The 19,078-nt window shown below is 68.0% G+C and carries 21 protein-coding genes; 12 read left to right on the forward strand and 9 right to left on the reverse strand.

The window, feature by feature from the left end; genetic code table 11:
• The first annotated feature begins 52 nt into the window (after positions 1-52).
• The gene (locus DV709_RS04560; protein ID WP_117592119.1) at positions 53-784 is read left to right on the forward strand and encodes a metallophosphoesterase; all 732 of its coding nucleotides are present in this window, start codon (positions 53-55) and stop codon (positions 782-784) included.
• A 77-nt stretch (positions 785-861) separates the two neighbouring features.
• Entirely contained in the window at positions 862-1,959 is a 1,098-nt protein-coding gene (locus DV709_RS04565; RefSeq protein ID WP_117592121.1) for a glycerol dehydrogenase, read from the forward strand.
• Between the two features lie 26 nt (positions 1,960-1,985).
• Here the strand turns inward: DV709_RS04565 and DV709_RS04570 are convergent, their stop codons facing one another.
• Both DV709_RS04570 and DV709_RS04575 read right to left on the reverse strand, forming a co-directional pair.
• Positions 1,986-2,831, reverse strand: a complete 846-nt coding sequence (locus DV709_RS04570; protein WP_117592123.1) for an iron-sulfur cluster assembly protein — start codon at positions 2,829-2,831, stop codon at positions 1,986-1,988.
• Positions 2,831-3,886 (reverse strand): amidohydrolase family protein, encoded by a 1,056-nt coding sequence (locus DV709_RS04575; protein WP_117592125.1) that lies wholly within the window; start codon positions 3,884-3,886, stop codon positions 2,831-2,833. Before DV709_RS04575 ends, DV709_RS04570 begins: the two co-directional genes overlap by 1 nt.
• 140 nt (positions 3,887-4,026) lie before the next feature.
• On the opposite strand from DV709_RS04575, the gene DV709_RS04580 reads away from it, so the two are divergent.
• Positions 4,027-5,064 (forward strand): NAD(P)-dependent alcohol dehydrogenase, encoded by a 1,038-nt coding sequence (locus DV709_RS04580; protein ID WP_117592127.1) that lies wholly within the window; start codon positions 4,027-4,029, stop codon positions 5,062-5,064.
• Positions 5,065-5,080: 16 nt separating this feature from the next.
• Here the strand turns inward: DV709_RS04580 and DV709_RS04585 are convergent, their stop codons facing one another.
• Positions 5,081-6,367 carry an NAD(P)/FAD-dependent oxidoreductase gene (locus DV709_RS04585; protein WP_117592128.1) on the reverse strand — a complete coding sequence of 429 codons (1,287 nt, stop codon included), beginning with the start codon at positions 6,365-6,367 and terminating at the stop codon, positions 5,081-5,083.
• Between the two features lie 128 nt (positions 6,368-6,495).
• Between DV709_RS04585 and DV709_RS04590 the strand changes: the two genes are divergently transcribed.
• From DV709_RS04590 to DV709_RS04625, 8 genes are all read left to right on the forward strand, one after another.
• The gene (locus DV709_RS04590; protein ID WP_117592130.1) at positions 6,496-7,689 is read left to right on the forward strand and encodes a threonine synthase; all 1,194 of its coding nucleotides are present in this window, start codon (positions 6,496-6,498) and stop codon (positions 7,687-7,689) included.
• Between the two features lie 95 nt (positions 7,690-7,784).
• Positions 7,785-9,107, forward strand: a complete 1,323-nt coding sequence (locus DV709_RS04595) for an FAD-dependent monooxygenase (RefSeq protein WP_117592131.1) — start codon at positions 7,785-7,787, stop codon at positions 9,105-9,107.
• Between the two features lie 52 nt (positions 9,108-9,159).
• Positions 9,160-9,852: a metal-dependent transcriptional regulator gene (locus DV709_RS04600; RefSeq protein ID WP_117592133.1), complete on the forward strand. Its 693-nt coding sequence runs from the start codon at positions 9,160-9,162 to the stop codon at positions 9,850-9,852.
• A complete protein-coding gene (locus DV709_RS04605) occupies positions 9,849-10,619 on the forward strand; it encodes a TMEM165/GDT1 family protein (protein ID WP_117592135.1) in 771 nt (256 codons plus the stop codon). The genes DV709_RS04600 and DV709_RS04605 overlap by 4 nt, the downstream gene beginning before the upstream one ends.
• Before the next feature lie 74 nt (positions 10,620-10,693).
• Positions 10,694-11,371: a LysE family translocator gene (locus tag DV709_RS04610; RefSeq protein WP_269801687.1), complete on the forward strand. Its 678-nt coding sequence runs from the start codon at positions 10,694-10,696 to the stop codon at positions 11,369-11,371.
• A gap of 80 nt (positions 11,372-11,451) precedes the next feature.
• Positions 11,452-12,498 (forward strand): NAD(P)-dependent glycerol-1-phosphate dehydrogenase, encoded by a 1,047-nt coding sequence (locus DV709_RS04615; RefSeq protein ID WP_117592137.1) that lies wholly within the window; start codon positions 11,452-11,454, stop codon positions 12,496-12,498.
• A gap of 89 nt (positions 12,499-12,587) precedes the next feature.
• The gene (locus DV709_RS04620) at positions 12,588-13,205 is read left to right on the forward strand and encodes a DUF420 domain-containing protein (protein WP_117592139.1); all 618 of its coding nucleotides are present in this window, start codon (positions 12,588-12,590) and stop codon (positions 13,203-13,205) included.
• Between the two features lie 13 nt (positions 13,206-13,218).
• Positions 13,219-13,512: a hypothetical protein gene (locus DV709_RS04625; protein WP_117592141.1), complete on the forward strand. Its 294-nt coding sequence runs from the start codon at positions 13,219-13,221 to the stop codon at positions 13,510-13,512.
• 305 nt (positions 13,513-13,817) lie between these two features.
• Here the strand turns inward: DV709_RS04625 and DV709_RS04630 are convergent, their stop codons facing one another.
• From DV709_RS04630 to DV709_RS04650, 5 genes are read right to left on the reverse strand one after another with little or no spacing between them, the layout of a single operon-like run.
• A complete protein-coding gene (locus tag DV709_RS04630) occupies positions 13,818-14,573 on the reverse strand; it encodes a proteasome assembly chaperone family protein (protein ID WP_117592142.1) in 756 nt (251 codons plus the stop codon).
• A gap of 4 nt (positions 14,574-14,577) precedes the next feature.
• Complete coding sequence (locus tag DV709_RS04635) at positions 14,578-14,760, reverse strand: RNA-protein complex protein Nop10 (RefSeq protein WP_117592144.1); 183 nt, start codon at positions 14,758-14,760, stop codon at positions 14,578-14,580.
• On the reverse strand, positions 14,757-15,557 hold the full coding sequence (locus DV709_RS04640) for a translation initiation factor IF-2 subunit alpha (protein WP_117592146.1): 801 nt from the start codon (positions 15,555-15,557) through the stop codon (positions 14,757-14,759). Before DV709_RS04640 ends, DV709_RS04635 begins: the two co-directional genes overlap by 4 nt.
• Positions 15,558-15,573: 16 nt before the next feature.
• Complete coding sequence (locus DV709_RS04645; protein ID WP_117592147.1) at positions 15,574-15,747, reverse strand: 30S ribosomal protein S27e; 174 nt, start codon at positions 15,745-15,747, stop codon at positions 15,574-15,576.
• A 3-nt stretch (positions 15,748-15,750) separates the two neighbouring features.
• Positions 15,751-16,035 (reverse strand): 50S ribosomal protein L44e, encoded by a 285-nt coding sequence (locus DV709_RS04650; RefSeq protein WP_117592149.1) that lies wholly within the window; start codon positions 16,033-16,035, stop codon positions 15,751-15,753.
• A 135-nt stretch (positions 16,036-16,170) separates the two neighbouring features.
• On the opposite strand from DV709_RS04650, the gene DV709_RS04655 reads away from it, so the two are divergent.
• Entirely contained in the window at positions 16,171-16,437 is a 267-nt protein-coding gene (locus DV709_RS04655; RefSeq protein ID WP_117592150.1) for an HAH_0734 family protein, read from the forward strand.
• An 18-nt stretch (positions 16,438-16,455) separates the two neighbouring features.
• On the opposite strand, the gene DV709_RS04660 is transcribed toward DV709_RS04655, so the two are convergent.
• Positions 16,456-18,924 (reverse strand): DUF2298 domain-containing protein, encoded by a 2,469-nt coding sequence (locus tag DV709_RS04660; RefSeq protein WP_117592152.1) that lies wholly within the window; start codon positions 18,922-18,924, stop codon positions 16,456-16,458.
• Positions 18,925-19,078: the final 154 nt, after the last annotated feature.

Genomic DNA, 19,078 nt, shown 5'->3' on the forward strand with positions numbered 1-19,078 from the left:
CCGTCGAGCGGAGAACAGCACCGATTTGGCGACCGGGGTCCTCCCCGCTCACGTGTCCGAGTTCGTCGTCGGCGACCGCGCCGTCTTCCTCCCGGCGAGCGGGACGCTCGTCGTCGCCGACCTCCACGTCGGGCGCGACGAGGCCTCCGACGTGGAGGTCCCGCTGGGCGAGCGCGCGGACCTCCGAGACAGACTCGCCGCGTCGCTCGACCGGTTCTCCCCCGCGGAAGTCGTCTTCGCGGGCGACGTGCTCCACTCGTTCGGTCGCGCGTCGGCGGCGACCGAAACGAGCCTGAACGGACTGACCGCCGCCTGCCGCGACCGCGGCGCTCGGCCCGTCCTCGTCGCCGGGAACCACGATACGATGCTGTCGTCGGTGTGGGACGGACCGGTTCACGACGAGTATCGACTCGTCGGAAAGCCGGGAGACGACAGCGGCGGCGGTGGCGAGGAGAGCGAAGTGCTCGTCTGCCACGGCCACGAGGAACCCGACGGGGTCGTCGACTGCTACGTCGTCGGCCACGACCACCCGACCATCACCATCGAGGGGCGACGCCGACCCTGTGTCCTCTACGGACCCGGAACCTACCGCGGCGGCGACGTGCTGATGCTCCCGGCGTTCAACCGTCTCGCGCCCGGCGTCGAGATAAACGGGATGCGGACCCGCGATTTCCAATCGCCGCTCGTCACCGACGCGGAGGCGCTCCGCCCGCTCGTCTACGACGAAGCGGCGGACGAGGCGCTGCGATTCCCGCCGCTCGGGAAGCTTCGGCGGCTGCTCTGAGCCGAACCCACTTCCGAATCGGAACGTCGTTTCGCGCGGAGCGAACTGGTTTACGACGTTCCGTTGGCCCCTCACTCATGGCACGAGTGTTCAAATCCCCGGCCAGCTACGTACAGGGAGCGGGCGTCGCCGACCAACTCGGCGAGCACACCGCAGCGTTCGGTGAGTCGGCACTGTTGCTCGCCGACGAAATCGTCCTCGACATCGTCGAAGAGACGGTCCGGTCGAGCCTCGAATCGGCCGATATCGAGCTGTCGACCGTCACCTTCGAGGGCGAAGCCTCCGACGCGGAGATCGAGCGCGTCACCGACGAAGCCGAAGAGCAGGGAGTCGACTTCATCGTCGGCGCGGGCGGTGGAAAGACGCTTGACACCGCGAAGGCCGTCAAGGAGGACGCGACCATCCCCGTCGTCTCGATGCCGACCGTCGCCTCGACGGACGCGCCGACGAGCAGCCTCTCGGTCATCTACAGCGAACACGGCGAGTTCGAGCGCTACCGCTTCTACTCGTCGCACCCCGAACTCGTGCTCGTCGACACCGCGCTCGTCGCGTCGGCCCCGACTCGGTTCTTCACCTCCGGCGTCGGCGACGCGCTCGCGACGTGGTTCGAAGCCGACGCAACCTACCGGTCGACGGGGACGACTATCTTCGGTGAGCGGCCGACGCGCAGCGGTCACGCGCTCGCGGAACTCTGTTACGAGACGCTCCGCGAGCACGCGCTCTCGGCGGTGCAGGCCGTCGAGCGCGACGCGGTCACGGAGAGCGTCGAAGCCGTCACGGAGGCGAACACGCTCCTGAGCGGGTTGGGCTTCGAGAGCGGCGGTCTCGCGGCGGCGCACTCGGTGCACAACGGCCTGACGCAGTTGGAGGCGACCCACGACGCGACCCACGGCGAGAAGGTGAACGTCGGGACGCTGACGCAACTGGTGTTGGAGGGCAAGGACGACGCGTTCGTTCGCGACATCTTCGAGTTCTCGGAGGCGGTCGGCCTCCCGGTGACGCTCGCGGACATCGGCCTCGAAGACCCGAGCCGCGACGACCTCGACCGCGTGGCCGAGGCCGCCTGCGTCGAAGACGAGACAATCCACAACGAACCGTTCCCGGTCGACCCTGCGATGGTCCGCGACGCGTTGCTGACCGCCGACGCGCTGGGACGACAGGTTCGCGAGCGGTAACGGCAAACGAGAGCCGCGTCAGTGCGTCAGTCCGCGCCTTCCGCCTCGCGCGCACGCTGACGTTTTCGGGACTCGTGTAGTTGCGCGCAGACGCCGCCCTGTCCGCGCATGTTCACCGACGCCAAGCGACCGCGGCGGCGGACGAGGTCGAACTGGTCGACCGAAATCGGGTCTCCTTCCGGCGTGCGGAACAGCGGACCCGACTCGAAATCGACGCCGACCGACTCGGCTTTTTCGACGTAGTCGACGAGCGAGTCGTGCGGGACGCAGAGCCGTATCGCGCCGTCGGCGACCGAGACAATGGCTCGCTCGCTTTCGGGGCCGAGAGGGTCGAACGTCACGTCGGCGGCCGAAAGCGAAACGAGTTGTTCCGGGGTCGCCCCCGCGTCGAGCAGCGCGTCGAGGGCACGGTGCTGACGGACGATTCGCGCCTTCTCGTCGAGCTCTCGGCGCACTGCGTCGAGGTCGCCGTCGGCGTCGTCGAACGCCTCGGCGAACGGGCGGTCGTCGTTTATCCCGTCGGTGAGTTCCGTCTCGTGGACGTGGTCTTCGAGGACGACCCGAGTTCGGGCGACGCCGGGGAGCGACTCGACGGCCGCGCGTGCATCGCTCATCATGAGCCACGCGAACGCGGGCGAACACCACGCCGTCGGCAGCGAGAGGCGGACCGTCACCGACTTGCCGCGGCGGTCGCCGTCGGCGGCGACGCTGCCGCCCTCGTCGTCAAGGTCGATGTCGGTGACGTAGTCGAGGTCGACGATGGAGCGGTCGAGCTCCGGGTCGGTGACGCCGTCGAGCGCGTTCAGAATCGCACTGCGACGTGGTGTGACCGCACTCGTCGGGGGGTCGCTCCGCAGACGTTTACCCGCCATCAGTCTGCGGCCGCGTCCGCGGCGTAATGGTCGCCCAGTCCGAACTGCTCGGATATCTCGTCGGACTGGAGTTCCTTCTTCTTCTCCTCGATGTCGATGTCGTAGAGGCGGGCGGCGTTCTCGCCCATCACCTTCTTCATCACCTCGGTCGAGAGTTCGACGCCGTACTCGTCGCGCTGCTCGGGGGTGAGCTCGGCTTCCATCACCAGTTCGACGAGCCAGTCGGGGTTCCACAGCGCGTAGTCGCTGCCGAACAGCAGGCGGTCCTCTCCGAGCCAGTAGAGCAGTTCACCCATTATCTCGCCGAACTTCCGTGGTCGGTTCTGCACCATCGGCGCGGCGACGGCGAGGCCGCCGTAGACGTTCGGTTCCTGCGCGGCGATCCAGCAGAAGTCGTCGAGTCGAGGGAGACCCACGTGTTCGACAACGAAGTTGAGTTCGGGGAAGGAGGTGGCCGCGTCGTCGACGTCGGCCACGTCGAAAGCGTCGCGGTTCAGCGGTCGAATCGTCGGCCCCTTGTGCGGGTGGACGTTCTCGATGCCCAGTTCGCTGCACTTCTCGAGGAACTCGAACGTCTCGGGGTCGTCGAGTCGCCACCCCTTCGAGTCACCTTTCCACTCGGCGGTGTAGAGCTTCACGCCGTCGACGTCGTACTCCTCCTTCTGTCGCTCCAGTTCCTGCTTACCCGCCTCGCCGTCGCGCGGGTCGAAGCGGCCGTTGACGATGAACCGTTCGGGGTACCGGTCGACGAGTTCGGCGTTGTCGTCGACGGTGTTGAACCCCTCCTCGTAGAACTCGTGCAGGTGCGTCGGCTGGAAGATGGCCATGTCGACCGCACCGTTGCCGAACAGGTCCTCGACCATCCGGTCGGCGCTGTACGTTCGGTACTCGTCGAGCGTCCACTGTCGGTCCTCGGGGGTGAAGCCGGTGTGGTAGTCGTAGAAACAGCGGATGAACTGCTCGCCGCCGTCGTGCTTGATGTTCTCCTCGCTGGCGTCCCAGTGGTGGACGTGCGCGTCGACGACGAACACGTCCTCACCGCGTTGACGGTACATGTCGGGCTGATGTTTGGGAACATACTACATTATCTTTCGTTATGTTGTCGGCGAGAGAAACACTGTGTCGGAGGAGAGTCTCTCGCGATACTGTAAATCCGAGAACAGTTATACAGTCGCAAGTGACAGTAGCTACCACGATGCAAGCTGCGAGATTACACGAGTACACCGACGACATGGAGCACGCGCTGTCGATAGACGAAGTCGACCGACCGGAGCCGGGACACGGCGAAGTCGTCGTCGAGGTCGAAGGCGCGGGCTGGTGTCAGACGGACAACCACATCATCGAGGGGATGTGGACCGACTACGTCGAACAGGAGCTTCCGATGACGCTCGGCCACGAGAACGCCGGTACCGTCGTCGAAGTCGGCGACGGCGTCGAGACGGTCTCGGAGGGCGACTCCGTCATCTGTCACCCGGTGATGACCTGCGGCGTCTGTCGCGCCTGCCGGATGGGCGAGGACATGTACTGCGAGAACCTCAAGTTCCCCGGCCTCACGACCGACGGCGGCTTCGCCGAGTATCTGCTCACCTCACAGCGGTCGGTGATTCCGCTGCCCGAGGGGACCGATACGACGGACATCGCCCCGCACGCCGACGCCGGAATCACGGCGTACCACGCCGTCAAGAAGGCCGTCAGAGAGCTGAACCCCGGCGACCACGCCGTCGTCATCGGCGTCGGCGGCCTCGGTCACATCGGCCTGCAGTGTCTGAACGCGATGAGCGCGACGAACATCGTCGCCGTCGACCTGAAAGACGAGGCGCTGGACCTCGCGACCGAACTCGGCGCGCACGAGACGGTGAACCCGACGAACGTCGACGTCGCCGACGCCGTCGATGACATCACCGACGGCGCGGGCGCGCGACAGGTACTCGACTTCGTCGGGGCCGACCAGACCACGGAACTCGCCCCCGACATCGTCTCCGCCGGCGGCGACCACCACATCATCGGCTACGGCGGCCACATCCACGAACCGTCGCAGGCGCTCGTCGACGGCGAGTTCAGCTTCGTCGGCAACATCGTCGGCAAGTACACCGAACTGCAGGAACTCGTCTCGCTCGTGGACCGCGGCGACGTCGAACTGCGCACCTCGCGGTACGGACTGGACGACGTGAACACCGTCGCAGAGAAGCTCGAACACGGCGAGATAGAGGGTCGCGCGGTCATCACGCCGTAGGTCGGTTCGACACCACCTACTGCAGGTCTTCGGCGACCGCCCGCGCCGCCTTCCGTCCGCTCTCCATCGCGCCCTGAATCGACGACCACTCGGTGTAGTCGCCCGCGAGGTACACCCAGCCGTCGGGGTCGTCCACGTCCGGGAGCGTCTCGTGGATGCCCGGCGGTTGGACGAACTGCGCGAACGGGACGCGCGTCGTCTTCAGCAGCCGAAGGCCGTCGAACGTCCGGTCGGGGTACCACGCCGACAGCTCCTCGCGCGTCCGCTCGAACAGCGTCTCCTCGTCGGCGTTCTGCGCGTTCCTGCCGAGGAACGTCGCGTTGAGGAACACCGTGTTCTCCGGCGCGTACTCGGGGGCGACCTCCGAGAGCGGGACGACCGTGTTGGGCGTGGCGTCGCCCGCGTTGAGCAGGAGTTTGCGGTCGGTTCCGAGCGACGCACCGCCGCGAATCGCGTAGTACTGGGTGACGCAGCCGGTCCCCTCCGTGGGAATCGACTCGACGCCCGTGAGGTCGCGCGCCGCCTTCGGGTCCGCGGCGACGACGACGGCCTCCGAGTCGATCTCCTCGCCGTCGACGGTGACCGTGGCGCTCTCGTCCTCGTCGGCGCCTTCGACGGCCTCGACCGTCTCGCCCAGTCTGATCTCCGCGCCCGCCTCGCGCGCCTTCGCCGCCAACTGCTCGGGGATGGCCTGCATTCCGGCGGCAGGGACGCCGATTCTCCCCCGCGAGAGCGCTCGGAACGTGTACTCGAAGACGGATTTCGAGGTGCCGAGCGACCGGTCGAGCGTGATGCCGCCGTAGAAGGGGGCGACGAAGTTCTCGACGTACCCGTCGGAGAAGCCCCAGTCTTCGAGGTACTCGCGGATCGACGGCTCCTCGCCGGTGAAAAACTCCGACTCCCGGCGACTGGTGACGTGCTGGCGGAGCGCGAGCGTCCGCGCCTTGTCCCAGAGCGTCACCTCGTCGTTGCGAAGCGACTCGGTAAGCGAGCCGGGGTCCCGGAACGGGTCCGACAGCACCGAGCGCTTGCCGGGTCGCGCGATGACCGCCCCGGGCGAGAACGTCCGGAGATTCAGCGCGTCGAGGTCGAGTTCGCGCTGCACCGCCGGATACGCGGTGAACAGCACCTGGAACCCGCGGTCGAACGTGTATCCGTCCTCGCGTTCCGTCCGGACGCGGCCGCCGACTTCCTCGCGCTCCTCGTACACTGTGACGTCGAACCCCGCGTCGGCGAGGTGGCGGGCGGCGACGAGGCCCGCGAGACCCGCGCCGACCACGGAAACGGCTGTATCGTCTGGCATACACCACCGTTGGGTGGCGCGATACAAAGCATCACCTGACGGTCGGGTCGGGAATCGGCCCTCCCGCCTCGCTCCGGGCGACTCCGACCAACGGGAAGCGATTAGTCGCTTCCCTCGCAACGGCCGGTATGCAGAGCAACGAGGCGTTCTCCGGACTCGCGTGCGTCGACTGCGGGACGGTCCACGGCGCGGACGTTCCCGGTCGGTGCCCCGACTGCGGCGGCTTTCTCGACGCGCAGTACGATTACGACGCGGTCGACCCCGACTGGGAGTCGTTCGCGGGTGAGAAACGGGGGCTGTGGTCGTTCGAGTCGCTCCTCCCGTTTTCGGCGAGCGACGCCGTCAGCGCCGCCGAGGGGCGGACGCCGCTCGTGGACGCGCCCCGACTCGCCGAGGAACTCGGCGTCGGCCGCGTCGTCGTGAAAGACGAGGGTCGCAACCCGACCGGGACGTTCCTCGACCGGGGGATGAGCCTCGCGCTGACCGCCGCGAGCCAGCACGCCGAGAGCGACGATATCGAACCGCTCGCGCTGGCGACGCCGGGTAACGCCGGCCAGTCGGCGGCGGCGTACGCCGGGCGCGTCGGTCTCCGCTCGTACTCGTTCGTCCCCTCGCGGTCGGCCTTCTCGAACAAGGCGATGATAAACGTCCACGGCGGCGAGATGCGCGTGGTCGGCGGGCGCTACCCGCAGGCGAAAGACGCCGTCGACGAGCAGCTGGCGACCGACTACTACTCGCTGCAGGAGTTCACCACGCCGTATCGCCACGAGGGCGCGAAGACGCTCGCCTTCGAGGTGGTCGCGGACCTCGACGGCGAGATTCCCGACGCCGTCGTCGTCCCCGCCTCGACGGGCGAACTCGTCGTCGGCCTCGAAAAAGGATTCCGCGAACTCCGCGAAATCGGACTCGTCGACGACGTGCCGCCGTTGTACGCGGTTCAACCCGAGAACTGCGCACCCATCGTCGCCGCCGTCGAACGCGGTGCGGACACCATCGAACCGTGGGAGGTGCCCGACACCATCGTCGGCGAACTCGAAGTACCCGACCCCGAGGGTGGCGAACTCGCGCTCGCCGCGCTCGACGAGGCCGGCGGCGACGCCGTCGCCGTCTCCGACGACGACATTCTCGCGTCCGCCGTCGCCGCCGCGCAGCACGAGGCCATCGAGGTCGGCGTCGCCGGCGGTGCGGCCCCGGCAGGCGCGTGGAGCCTCGCGGAGGAAGGTCGGTTCGGCGACGACGACACCGTCGTCCTCGTCAACACCGAATCGGGACTGAAGACGCCGGACGTGCTCCGAAGCCACCTGATGGGACAGGGCATCTGAGTGGCGGACGACCGAGCGCGCATCCGCCCACCCCGCGCTTATCTGACCGACAGTCGTAGTCTCGTCCGCACGGAAAACCGAGGTCAGGAGACCAGATGACTGCGAACACGACTCCCGAATCAGAGGGAACACAGCGACTCACCCCCGACGTGGTCGTCGTCGGGGCCGGCCCCGCCGGTTGCGTCCTGAGCTACCTGCTCGCCCGGAGCGGCGTCGAGACACTCCTCTTGGAACGCAACGCGACGCTCGACCGGGAGTTCCGCGGTTTCGGCTTCCAACCGTACGTGGCGTGGGCGTTCGACCAACTCGGGCTCCTCGACGACGTGCTCGACCTGCCGCACGAACGAGTGCGGAAGGCGCACGCCTCAGTGTACGGACGGCGGTACCGGCTCCTCGACTTCACGGACGTCTCGCCGCGGGAGGACTACCTCCTGCTGATGGACCAACCGCCGCTCCTGGCGCTGCTCGTCGAGCGGGCGAACGAGTTCGAGACGTTCTCGTTTCGGCCGGCGACGGCGGTGACGGACGTCCGGAGAGAGGACGGACGGGTCGTCGGCGTCGAGGCGCGCGACCGAGGGGCCGGCGTCGACCTCGAAGTCGAGAGCCGCCTCGTCGTCGGCGCGGACGGTCGCTACTCGACGGTTCGAGAGGCGGCGGGAATCGACGCGGGGCTGTTGGAGTCGGAACTCGAAATCGTCTGGTTCAAACTCGAAGACGCCAGCATCGACGTGACGACGCAATTGCGCGTCGGCGAGTCCGGTATCCTCGTGTACGCGCCACTCAGCGACTCGGTCGCACAGTGCGGGTGGCCCATCGAGAAGGGACGCTACAGCGACCTCCGAGAGCGGGGCATCGAGGCGTTCCGCCGCGACCTCGTCTCCGTCGACCCCGACCTCCGGGGGACGGTCGAGACCCAGCTCGGGGGCTTCGAGGACTGCTCGCTGCTGCACGTCGAGCCGGGGCTCTGCGACCGCTGGGTCGACGACGGCGTGCTGCTCCTCGGCGACGCCGCGCACGTCGCCTCACCGTTCGGCGGACAGGGAAACAGTCTCGCCGTGCAGGACGCGGTCGTCGCCCACGAGGTGATTGCGACGGCGCTCTCCGACGCGAAGCGAAGCGACGGCGCGCTTCCCGCCGAGCGACTCGGACGATTCGAGGAGCGGCGGTATCCGGCCGTCGAGCGGGTGCTTCGACTGCAACGCCGGACCGAGTCGTTCGTGACGGGGCTGCTCCTGTACGGCTCCCGCGTTCCGCGGCGGCTTCGGGCTCCCGCGTTGCGCGCGACGTTCGGCGCGCTCTCGCTCGTCGGGTCGTCGCCGCTCGCCCGCCGTCAGCGACGGTTGCTCGCGTACGGGCCCGACCCGCCGCGAGTCGACACGAGTCTCTTCGTTGCCGACGAGTCGGCGACGGTCGACTAACGACTCGCTTTGCCACGCCAGATATAATAGTTCGCCGCGTCTAATTCGGCGCATGTTGAGCGACGTGATGGAGGACTACCTGAAGGCCATCTACACCCTCCAGACCGAACACGGACCGCCGGTTTCGACCTCCGCCGTCGCGGAGTATCTCGACAAGACCGCGCCGACGGTGACGAGCATGCTCGGGAAACTCGAAGACCGCGGCCTCGTCGACCGCGAGAAGTACAAGGGCGTCGAGTTGACCGACGAGGGGGAGACGGTCGCACTGGAGGTGCTCCGCCACCACCGACTGCTGGAGGCGTACCTGACGGAGCATCTCGACTACTCGTGGAGCGAGGTCCACGACGAGGCCGACGCGCTCGAACACCACATCAGCGAGGCGTTCGAACGGCGCGTCGCCGAGGCGCTCGGCAACCCGGAGTTCGACCCCCACGGCGACCCGATTCCGAACGTCGACCTCGACCCCGTCGAGGACGAGACGACCCGGCTGAGCGAGTACGGCGAGGGTGACCGCGTCGTCGTCGCGCGCGTCTCCGACCGCGACGAGGAGGAACTGAAGTACCTCGCCGAGGCCGGACTCACCCCCGGTACCGAGGTCGAGATAGTCGACGTCGCGCCGTTCGGGATGGTGACCGTCCTCGTCGGCGGTCACGAACAGAGCCTCCCCGAGTCGGTCGCGCACTCGATCCGCGTCGAACCGGTCGGCGAACCCGAATCCGCCCCCGCAGGGGTGGGTGGTGCGTGAACTGGTCGGAGCTACTCGTCGTCGCGTTCGTCACCCAACTGGCCGTCCTCCCCGGCGAAAAAGTACAGTTCATCATCGCGGGCCTCTCGACGCGCTACCGACCGCTGGTGGTCGTCGGAGCCGCCAGCGCAGCGTTCGCCGGGTGGACCGCGCTGGAGATTCTGTTCGGGAGCGCGCTGCAGGCGGCGCTGCCGGGCGTCGCCCTCGACGCGTTCACCGCCGTCCTGTTTCTCGCCTTCGCCGTCCTGCTGTTCCGGTCGGCACCCGAGGCCGACGCCGGGGACCCGACGCGGGCGGCGCGAAGTGACGGCGGCGAGTCGAACGGAGTGAACCGAACCTCGTCACGAGCGAAGCGAAGTGACGGCGGCGAGTCGAGCGTCTCCTCGCTCGCGCCGGAGCTCGACACGAAACTGTTCGGCTACGACGTCGGCGGTCGGTTCGGCGGCTTCCTGCCCATCTTCGCCATGATGGTCGCCGGCGAGTTCGGCGACAAGACCCAGCTCGTCACCATCGGCCTCGCCGCCCAGTACGGGGCGAGTAGCGCCATCTGGTTCGGCGAGATGCTCGCAATCGTCCCGGTGAGCCTCGCGAACGCCTACTTCTTCCACAAGTTCGCGCACGCGGTCGACATGCGAAAGGCGCACTTCGCCGGGGCGGCGCTGTTCCTCCTGTTCGGCCTCGACGTCCTCCTCTCGGTCGCCACCGGCTTCTCGGCGTGGGACGTACTCGTCGCCGCCGTCGCCGACGCGGTGACGGGACTCGCCTGAGGCGGCGGAGTGCGAACCGAACCTCCGACGACGGAACCGCGGCGTTTTTCGGGGCCTGTCGCCCATCTCTCGACGTGTTCGATGCGTTGACCACCGGACTCGCGGGCGTCGTCTTCGGACTGGCGCTGGCCGCGCCGCCGGGACCGATGAACGCCGTCATCGCCGAGGAGAGCGTCGTCCACGGCTGGAAATCGGGATTTCGGGCGGGGCTCGGCGCGTTCTCGGCCGACTTCGTCTTCTTCGTGCTCGCACTGCTCGGCGTCGTCGGCTTCGTCGAACGCTTCCCGACGGTTCGGGCTGCGATGGTCGGCGTCGGCGGCCTGCTGATGCTCTACTTCGCCTACGGCGCGGTCCGCTCGGTCTCCGACTCGTTCCGCGGCGGGACGCTCCCCGACGACAGCGCGGGCTTCAGAAAGGCGTTCGTGCTCGCGCTGACGAACCCGTACCAGGTACTGTTCTGGCTCACCATCGGCGTCGGCCTCCTCGAAGCCGGCACCGTCGACGTGCTCTCGCAGACGCCGTACGTCGGCGGGGAACTCGCCGGACGGCTCGTCGTCGAGACCGGGAGCCCGGCGCTCGTCGCGGGGTTCTTCGGCGGCATCCTGCTCTGGGTCTCGGGGTTTCCGGCCGCCCTCGTCACCGCCGAGCGCCGCGTCGAGTCGCTCGCGCCCGTCGTCGCCGGGGTGAGCGCCGTCGTCCTCGGCGGGTTCGGCGTTGCGTTTCTGTACGATGCGGCGACGCAGTTGCTGTGACCGGTGGAGGCGCGCCCGTTCTGCGGCACACGGCCGCCGTATGGCACAAACGGTTTCTACGCGGAGGGTGATTTCCGCGTATGTTCGACAAAACGACGTGGATAAAGCTCCCGCGCAACGTCCTCGTCGGGCACGGCGTCGTCGACCAGTTGGCCGACGCGGTGGCGGAACTACCCTTCTCGGGCAGTCCGCTCATCGTCACGAGTCCGACACCGAAGCGACTCGTCGGCGACCGCGTCTGCGCGCAGTTCGACGACCCGGCGACGGTCACCGTCTCGGAGGCGAGCTTCGCGGCCGTCGAGCGCGTCATCGACGCCGCCCGCGAGACTGAAGCGGGCTTTCTCGTCGGTCTCGGCGGCGGCAAACCCGTCGACATCGCCAAGATGGCCAGCGACCACCTCGGCCGAGGGTTCGTCTCGGTGCCGACGGCGGCGAGCCACGACGGCATCGTCTCCGGTCGGGGCTCGGTGCCCGAGGGCGACACCCGCCACAGCGTCGCCGCCGACCCGCCGCTGGCCGTCGTCGCCGACACCGAACTGCTGGCGGAAGCGCCGTGGGAGCTGACGACGGCGGGGTGTGCGGACATCATCTCGAACTACACCGCGGTGCAGGACTGGCAGCTCGCGAACCGCCTCAAGAACGTCGAGTACTCCGAGTACGCGGGTGCGCTCTCGCAGATGACCGCCGAGATGCTCGTCGACAGCGCCGACTCAATCAAGCCCGGACTGGAGGAGTCCTGCTGGATAGTCGTGAAGGCGCTGGTCTCCTCCGGCGTGGCGATGTCCATCGCGGGTTCGTCGCGGCCCGCGTCGGGGGCGGAACACCTCTTCTCGCACCAGCTCGACCGTATCGCGCCCGGGCGGGCGCTCCACGGCCACCAGGTCGGCGTCGGCTCCATCATCACCGCCTACCTCCACAGCGGCCCGAAGGGGCAGTGGCGCAACATCCGCGACGCGCTGGAGAGCATCGACGCGCCGACGACGGCCTCCGACCTCGGTCTCACCGCCGACGAGGTGCTCGAAGCGCTCACGACCGCCCACGAGATCCGCGACCGGTACACGATTCTCGGCGACGGCGTCGACGAGCGAGCGGCCGAGGAGGTCGCCAGCGTCACGGGCGTCATCTGATTCTCGAGAGGTCGCCCGCCGGCCGAGTCGCTGCGAGGTTTGACGAGCGAACCCGAACGCAAATAGTCGGGCCGCGCTAACCGTCGGCTATGGCAACTGCCAGCGCCAGCGGGGTCGCAAAGCAACACCCCGCGGCCATCACCGCGGTTCTCAGCGTCGTCGGCTACGCCGTCGTCATCGGGACGTTTCTCGGTGTCGTCCCGGCACGGGTGTTCCCGGAACTCACCCTCCAACAGGTCAACCGACTCGCCGACGCCATCGCGCTCGTCAACACCGTCAACACCGGCGTGCTCGTCGCCGGTTGGTACTGGATTCGCAACGACGAGGTGAAGAAGCACGCGACGGCGATGGTCTCCTCCTTCGCGCTCATCCTGTTCTTCCTCGTGCTCTACCTGACGAAGATCGGCGGCGGCGGGACCAAGGAGTTCGTCGGCCCGGAACTGGTGTACTACGCGTACCTGGCGATGCTGGCGATTCACATTATCCTCTCCATCGTCTCGGTGCCGGTGGTGTTGTACGCGCTGGTGTTGGGGTTGACCCACACCCCGAGCGAACTCCGGACGGAGACGCCGCACAAGCGCGTCGGGCGCATCGCCGCGGGGTCGTGGATTCTCTCGCTCTCGCTCGGCGTCGTGACGTACCTGCTGTTGAACCACGTCTACGACTGGGAGTTCGTCGCCGCCTTCGTCGGCGTGCCGCTGTGGTGACCGGGTGAGTCGGATGTCGGAGCCTCTCGACGCGCTACTCGACGAGCTGCACGCCGAACTCGAAGCGACGGCCGAACTCCCGATTGCGCCGCGCGCGAACGCGTGGCTCGGCGAGGCGGAAGCCGTCGCCGCCGACCTCGCGGAAGGTGACGTCGACGACGACGTGGTCTCTCGCCGCACCGCACACGTCGAACGACTGCTCGACAGCGTCGGCGAGACGGAGAACGCCGACGCCGACGCGCGCGTCGCTACCGCTCGCGCGCTCGTCGAACGTATCGAAAAACGGGTCGAAAGCTCCGGTTCCTGAACGCCTCAGAGTCGCGGAGTCGAGACGGACCGACCGCAGTCGTAACAGGCGTCCGGGAGCCACGGCTTGTTCTCGACGACGCGACACGTCTCGTCGCAGCGAGGGCAGTATGCCGTTTGTTGGTAATGTGTCGCCATACCAGATGGGCAACGCGCAGCGTTATAGTATCCACTATGTGTGATATATCGTGAACAATCCAGTTCGGACGCTGGACGAGTGGCCGCCGTTTCGGAGCGTTCGGCCGGAGCGTTCGGCCGGAGCGTTCGGCCGGAGTGCGGCGAGTACAGCCTCGCTCCCCGTCGGTCTCAACCGATGTAGCGCAGGTCGTCGTCGGTCGGGAGGCTCTGTTGCTGTTGCATCTCCTGAATCTTGCCGACGACCTCCTCCATCTCCTCGGCGCGCTCTTCGAGCGAGGCGAAGTCCACCTCGAAATCGAGAACGTGTTGGAGCACTTCGATGACCGCTCGCGCGCTCTTGGGGTCGACGAGGTAGCCGCTCGTCTCGCCCATCAGACACGCGGCGTCGAGGCCGCGGCGCTTGCCGAGACCCAAGATGAGCCCGGAGACGCCGACGATGCCGCCCGCGGGTTCGTCGGGGCGGAACTCGACGCCGGCGTCTTCGAGTTCCTCCTTCCCGTCGGCCCCGCTCACCGCGCCGAGGACGGTGTACTCCTCGACGAGTTCGCCGGTCGGCACGCCGCCGAGTGCGAACGCGCGGGAGACGCCGAACTCCTCGGCGATGTCGAGAAACGCGTCGGTGAGGCGGTAGTGGCCCGCGTTGCTCTGCGCCTGGTGGTCTCCCGTCAGAATGAGAAGATCCGTCCCGTCGACGGTGACGGCGTGCAGTTCCGCGCACGTGAGGTCGGCGACGCCCTCGTCGTCGACGCTCACCTGCGGCGGGAAGTCCGAGGAGTAGACGCGACGCACCAGTTCGCCGTCGAACTCGTCGCGGAGGTGTTCGGCGGCGAGTTTCCCGACGTGACCGACGCCCGGCAGCCCTTCGACGAGAACCGGGTCGTCGAGTTCGGGGTCGGCGACCGCCTCGATGTCGATGTCGTCCATGGCTTTATTGCCGACTGCGCCGCTTAAGAGCGCGTCGGTACTCGCCGTAGGGGTCCTCGGGGTTGAACGGGGCCGGCGCGCTGTTCTCGGCTGCGGCTCCGCACTCGGGACACGTCTCGGAGAGGGTGTACACCGGGCGGGAGTGACGCTCGCGCCACGTCGAGCAGACCCGGATGTCGGACTTCATTCGGTCTCTTCGTCGCGCTCGCGGTGGTACACCGCGGTCCCGCCGGCGGCCTCGATGGACTGACGGGCGCGGCCTGCGCTCGCCTCCAGTTCGGCTTCGGCGGTCTTGTAGTCGGGCGCGCGCACCTTGATGCGGTACTCGGGCGACCCGACGTAGGAGACCGACAGTTCGATTTCGTCGCGGACGTCGCCGTTTCCTTCGGCGGCGCGGAGCGCCTCCTTGATGTCGTCGACCCCGTCGCCGGTCGGACACTGGATGTCGACGTAGCCGGTGACGTTGACGTACGGCACCGAGACGTTCTCTCGGGCCGTCTCCACGATAGCCGAGGTCTCATCGTCGGAGAGGTCGACGTCTTCGAGCGCCTCCGCGCCGTGGATCGCCGCCTGCTCGAAACCGTCGTAGAGGCTTCCGAACTCGCTGTAGAGGGCGTTGGCGACGGTCTCGTACTGCTCGTCGTCGACGTCCTCGCCGAAGGCCAGCGACATCCACTTGTCGGCCTTCTGCTCGTTCTTCCACTCCTGTATCTTCTCCTTGCGCTGGTGCTCGTTGACGTCCTTCAGCGAGAGGTCGATCTGCTGGGAGGACTGATTGACGTCGAGCACCTTCGCGACGACCGTCTGTCCCTCCCGGACGTGGTCGCGGACGTTCTTGATCCACCCGCTGGCGACCTCGCTGATGTGGACGAGACCGCGTCTATCCTCGTACTCTTCGAGGTCGACGAACACGCCGAAGTTGGCGATTTCGTCCACCTTGCCGACGACGAGTTCGCCGTTGTCTGGCCAGCCGCGAAATTTCATGGGAAGAGTGAGGCGTTTACCGCGCCTCGACGGTTTCGGTCACTTCGCCTTCGAAAGCCGCTTTGCCGCCCGTCGGTCGGGCGAGCGTGCTGCCGCAGACGACGCAGTTGACGGGCGTCGCGGCGCGGTCGAAGACGACCTGTTCGTTCTCGCAGTCCGGGCAGACGACGCGGTAGAAACTTCCCGCCATCGTCTACTCCTGGAACTCCAGTCGACCGGCGCGCCAGCCCTCGCGCATGTGCGCTTTCCCGCAGCTCGAACAGCGGTACTTGAGGTTCGTCTTCTTCGTGGGCTTGTCACCGCCGGGCACCTTCGAGAACTTGCCGGCGTTGCCGATGTGCGACGTCTGGCGTCGGCGCTGTCGGTGCTGGACCTTCTTCATCCCGGTGCTGCGTCCGCTGCGTACCTTCTCGACCTCCACTTCGTGGTGGCCGTTGCAGTGCGGACAGTACGTGTTGAAACGGCGTGGCATCTGCATAGCTATCTACCTTGCCGACTCTTTGCCGTCGCCCGTTAAAACGCGTTTGGTTCCGACTCGCCGAACGCCCCTCGATGCGGCGGCGACTGCTCGGTTACCGAAGTCGTTAAGCCCGAACCTTCCAAACGCACGACTATGCAACAGCTCATCGTCCACGGAGACCCCGGCATCCGCAAGGACGCGGTCATCAACTACGACGGGAAAGAGCAGATCTGCTTCTCGATTCAGCGCCAAGGTGACTGGCACGGCCCCGACGAGGTGCAGCTGTGGTGTACCATCGGGACCGCCGAAGAGCGCGAAGCGTACGAGAAGCGCGAGTACGTCCCCCACTGGCTCACCGTCGAGTCCATCGACGCCGAGGCGCTCGACGTCGTGAAAGCGCGCAGCGAGCTCTCGGTCTGAGTTCTCTTCTTCCGCCGATTACGACCCGCCGCTACCCGGCAGTTCGTCGCGGTCGACCTCGTAGATTGTCACCGTCTCGGTCCGATACGCCACGGAGACGCCGGACACGTCGCCGACGGACGTCTCGCCGTAGCGCTCCCGCTCCGCAGGCCCGACCCAGACGTACCGGACGTCGTACTCGCGGAGCACGTCCACGAGCGCCGCGTCGTCGGTGAACGCGGCGTCGACCTGTTCGACGCGGTGGATGTAGGTGTCGAAGCCGCGATAGCCGATCTCGTGGCCCCAGCCGGCGACGGTCGGGATGCCGGTCAGCGTCGACGCCGGGTTCGAGTTCCAGCCGTAGCGACCCGGCGGGTACGGGTACGACCCCGACTCGGCGTTCGGGTAGTGGTACGTCCCCGGTGCGGACAGCAACGTCGGACGACTGGGCTTCTCGTCGAGCCACGCGATAGCTTTCGCCTCCTTCGGATGGTCCGTCTCGGCGAACTGCGTCGCGTCCAGCGTCGGCTCGCCGGCCCCCTCGAAGTGGTTACCGAGCGCGAGCGGCGCGTAGAAGCCCGTCGAGACGACGAGACAGAGCGTGAGACCGAGCGCGAGCGTCCGCGCCGTCGCCGTCGCCGCCTCCGACGCGCGGACGGGAGACGACTTCGTCTCCGCGTTAGCCCCGGTGCCGCCGTCGGCCCCGGCGCGGTCGCCGGTCTCGGTGCCGCCGTCGGTCGCGGTACTGCCGTCGGTCGCGGAGACGGCCCGCCGGATGCGCGTCGGCAGCGGGCGGGCGAGCAGGAGCGTCAGCGCCGGGCCGAGCGCCGTCGCCCACAGCACCCACACCTGGATGTACGTCTTGAACACGGTGTTCATCCGGAGCGGTCCCGCCTGCTCGTTGACGTAGAGGAACTCGACGAGCAACACGAGTCCGGCCCCGGCGACGACGAGCACCGTCTCGAACCCGACGTCGCGGTCGAACGCGAGCGCGACCCAGCCGAAGACCAGAAGCGGGAGGATCAGCGCGACGGCCGCCATCCCCTGTCCGACGGCGACGACGACCACGCCGACGACGGCGGCGGCGAGCAGCCACGTGTCGCCCTCGGCCAACCGCGAGAGGAGGTAGGCGGCGAAGCCGGCGACGAACGCGCCGTGGACGAGCAACAGCGCGCCGAGGCCGCTCCGATTCGCCGGGCCGAGGAGCGCCACTTCGCGGCCGGACGCACCCGTGAGCAGGAACGGAGCCCCGAGCGCCGCGCCGACTACCCCCGCGACGGCGACGAGGCCGACGGCGACGACGAGACGCCCGGCCTGTGCCGGCAACAGGTCGTCGTCGTCGCTGTACCGCACCGCCGAAGCGACGCGGTCGGGAAGCAGGGTTTCGGGTCGCGCGGGCGCGAACACGAGTGCGAGCGCCGCGACGCCGAACAAGGAGGGGAAACTCCACGTGTCGAGAACGAGCTGGAGACCGCCGAGCGCCGGCAGCGCGACGAACAACAGCGTTCGACGAAGCGGCCGCTCCGACTGCGGCGTCTCGAAGTACGCGAACGCGAGCGCCGCTCCGAGGAGCAGAAACGGCGTTCCCATCATGTGGCCGTGCAGGTCGCCGTTGAGCCACGCGAAGAACGGGAACTCGTTTATCGTCCCCTCGATGACGCGGCTCGCGGTCCAGTAGCTGAACGAATCGGTGCCGGCCAGCAGTTCGTCCGGCGAGTACTGCGTCGTCTCGGCGGCGATAAGTCCGGCGAGCGGGCGCCGCACCGGTTCGGGGAGCAACGTCAACGCGACGCGACCCCCGGTGACGAGGTTGCTGGCGAGACCGACGAAGAACGCGGACAACAGCCCGGCGGGCCGACGCGCGCCGCCGCGACTCGACGCGACCGACCCCGCGAGGTCGAACGTCGCAGTGACGAGCATCGCGTAGAAGCCCGCGAGCGAGAGGTTGTAGGCGAATCTCGCGGGCGTGTCGGTGAGCATCGCCAGAAGCACCGTCAGCAGGTGCCCGCCGTAGTAGTACTGGACGGGCTCGCCCGCGAACCAGAAGTCCTCCGGCGGGAGCGCGTCGGCGCGGAGCAGCGCCTTCAGCAGGCCGAAGTCGAGGAACTTCTCGCCGCCGGCGGCGTGGACCGCGGGGTCGACGGCGCGAATCGAAAGCAGGAACGCGAACGCGACGACGAAGACGACCGCGGTGTCTGCGACCGCGCGCCTGTCGACGTCGAATCCGGACGCGAGAACGAGACGGCGTTCTCGGAGCGCCGCGAGGTCGAACGCCGTCGCCGCCGAGAGCGAGAGCAGGACGGCGACGGCGACGACGACGGTTCCGAGGCCGAACGAGAACTGGCCGACCCAGTGGGCGACGAGCGTCGAGACGAGAAGCGACAGCGGGAGCGCGAAGCCGGGCCCGCGGCCGGGGACGTGTCGAAAGAGCCGCGCCGCGAGCGGGAGCCCGAGGACCGCCAGCACGGCGTAGAGGACGAGCCAGACGGCGACGTACAGATACTCCATCTACCGGTGGAACGCGAGCGCGCCAATAAACCGTTTCTGGTTGCCGGGGCGGGCATTCTGGTTACCGGGGCAGGCGCTCTGGTTGCCGGAGCGGGCACGTTCCCCGGGGCCGCCGACCCGGCCGCGCCCGGCGGCTCGGGTTCGAGTCAAATAC

It is taken from the genome of Haloprofundus halophilus, assembly GCF_003439925.1.
In the GTDB taxonomy this organism is placed as follows: domain Archaea; phylum Halobacteriota; class Halobacteria; order Halobacteriales; family Haloferacaceae; genus Haloprofundus; species Haloprofundus halophilus.

Excerpts from the sequence above, each read along its gene's own strand:
- DV709_RS04565 (WP_117592121.1), top strand. The coding sequence starts at position 862 with ATGGCACGAGTGTTCAAATCCCCGGCCAGCTACGTACAGGGAGCGGGC.
- DV709_RS04570 (WP_117592123.1), bottom strand. The coding sequence starts at position 2,831 with ATGGCGGGTAAACGTCTGCGGAGCGACCCCCCGACGAGTGCGGTCACA.
- DV709_RS04575 (WP_117592125.1), bottom strand. The coding sequence starts at position 3,886 with ATGTACCGTCAACGCGGTGAGGACGTGTTCGTCGTCGACGCGCACGTC.
- DV709_RS04580 (WP_117592127.1), top strand. The coding sequence starts at position 4,027 with ATGCAAGCTGCGAGATTACACGAGTACACCGACGACATGGAGCACGCG.
- DV709_RS04585 (WP_117592128.1), bottom strand. The coding sequence starts at position 6,367 with ATGCCAGACGATACAGCCGTTTCCGTGGTCGGCGCGGGTCTCGCGGGC.
- DV709_RS04590 (WP_117592130.1), top strand. The coding sequence starts at position 6,496 with ATGCAGAGCAACGAGGCGTTCTCCGGACTCGCGTGCGTCGACTGCGGG.
- DV709_RS04595 (WP_117592131.1), top strand. The coding sequence starts at position 7,785 with ATGACTGCGAACACGACTCCCGAATCAGAGGGAACACAGCGACTCACC.
- DV709_RS04600 (WP_117592133.1), top strand. The coding sequence starts at position 9,160 with ATGTTGAGCGACGTGATGGAGGACTACCTGAAGGCCATCTACACCCTC.
- DV709_RS04615 (WP_117592137.1), top strand. The coding sequence starts at position 11,452 with ATGTTCGACAAAACGACGTGGATAAAGCTCCCGCGCAACGTCCTCGTC.
- DV709_RS04620 (WP_117592139.1), top strand. The coding sequence starts at position 12,588 with ATGGCAACTGCCAGCGCCAGCGGGGTCGCAAAGCAACACCCCGCGGCC.
- DV709_RS04625 (WP_117592141.1), top strand. The coding sequence starts at position 13,219 with ATGTCGGAGCCTCTCGACGCGCTACTCGACGAGCTGCACGCCGAACTC.
- DV709_RS04630 (WP_117592142.1), bottom strand. The coding sequence starts at position 14,573 with ATGGACGACATCGACATCGAGGCGGTCGCCGACCCCGAACTCGACGAC.
- DV709_RS04635 (WP_117592144.1), bottom strand. The coding sequence starts at position 14,760 with ATGAAGTCCGACATCCGGGTCTGCTCGACGTGGCGCGAGCGTCACTCC.
- DV709_RS04640 (WP_117592146.1), bottom strand. The coding sequence starts at position 15,557 with ATGAAATTTCGCGGCTGGCCAGACAACGGCGAACTCGTCGTCGGCAAG.
- DV709_RS04645 (WP_117592147.1), bottom strand. The coding sequence starts at position 15,747 with ATGGCGGGAAGTTTCTACCGCGTCGTCTGCCCGGACTGCGAGAACGAA.
- DV709_RS04650 (WP_117592149.1), bottom strand. The coding sequence starts at position 16,035 with ATGCAGATGCCACGCCGTTTCAACACGTACTGTCCGCACTGCAACGGC.
- DV709_RS04655 (WP_117592150.1), top strand. The coding sequence starts at position 16,171 with ATGCAACAGCTCATCGTCCACGGAGACCCCGGCATCCGCAAGGACGCG.
- DV709_RS04660 (WP_117592152.1), bottom strand. The coding sequence starts at position 18,924 with ATGGAGTATCTGTACGTCGCCGTCTGGCTCGTCCTCTACGCCGTGCTG.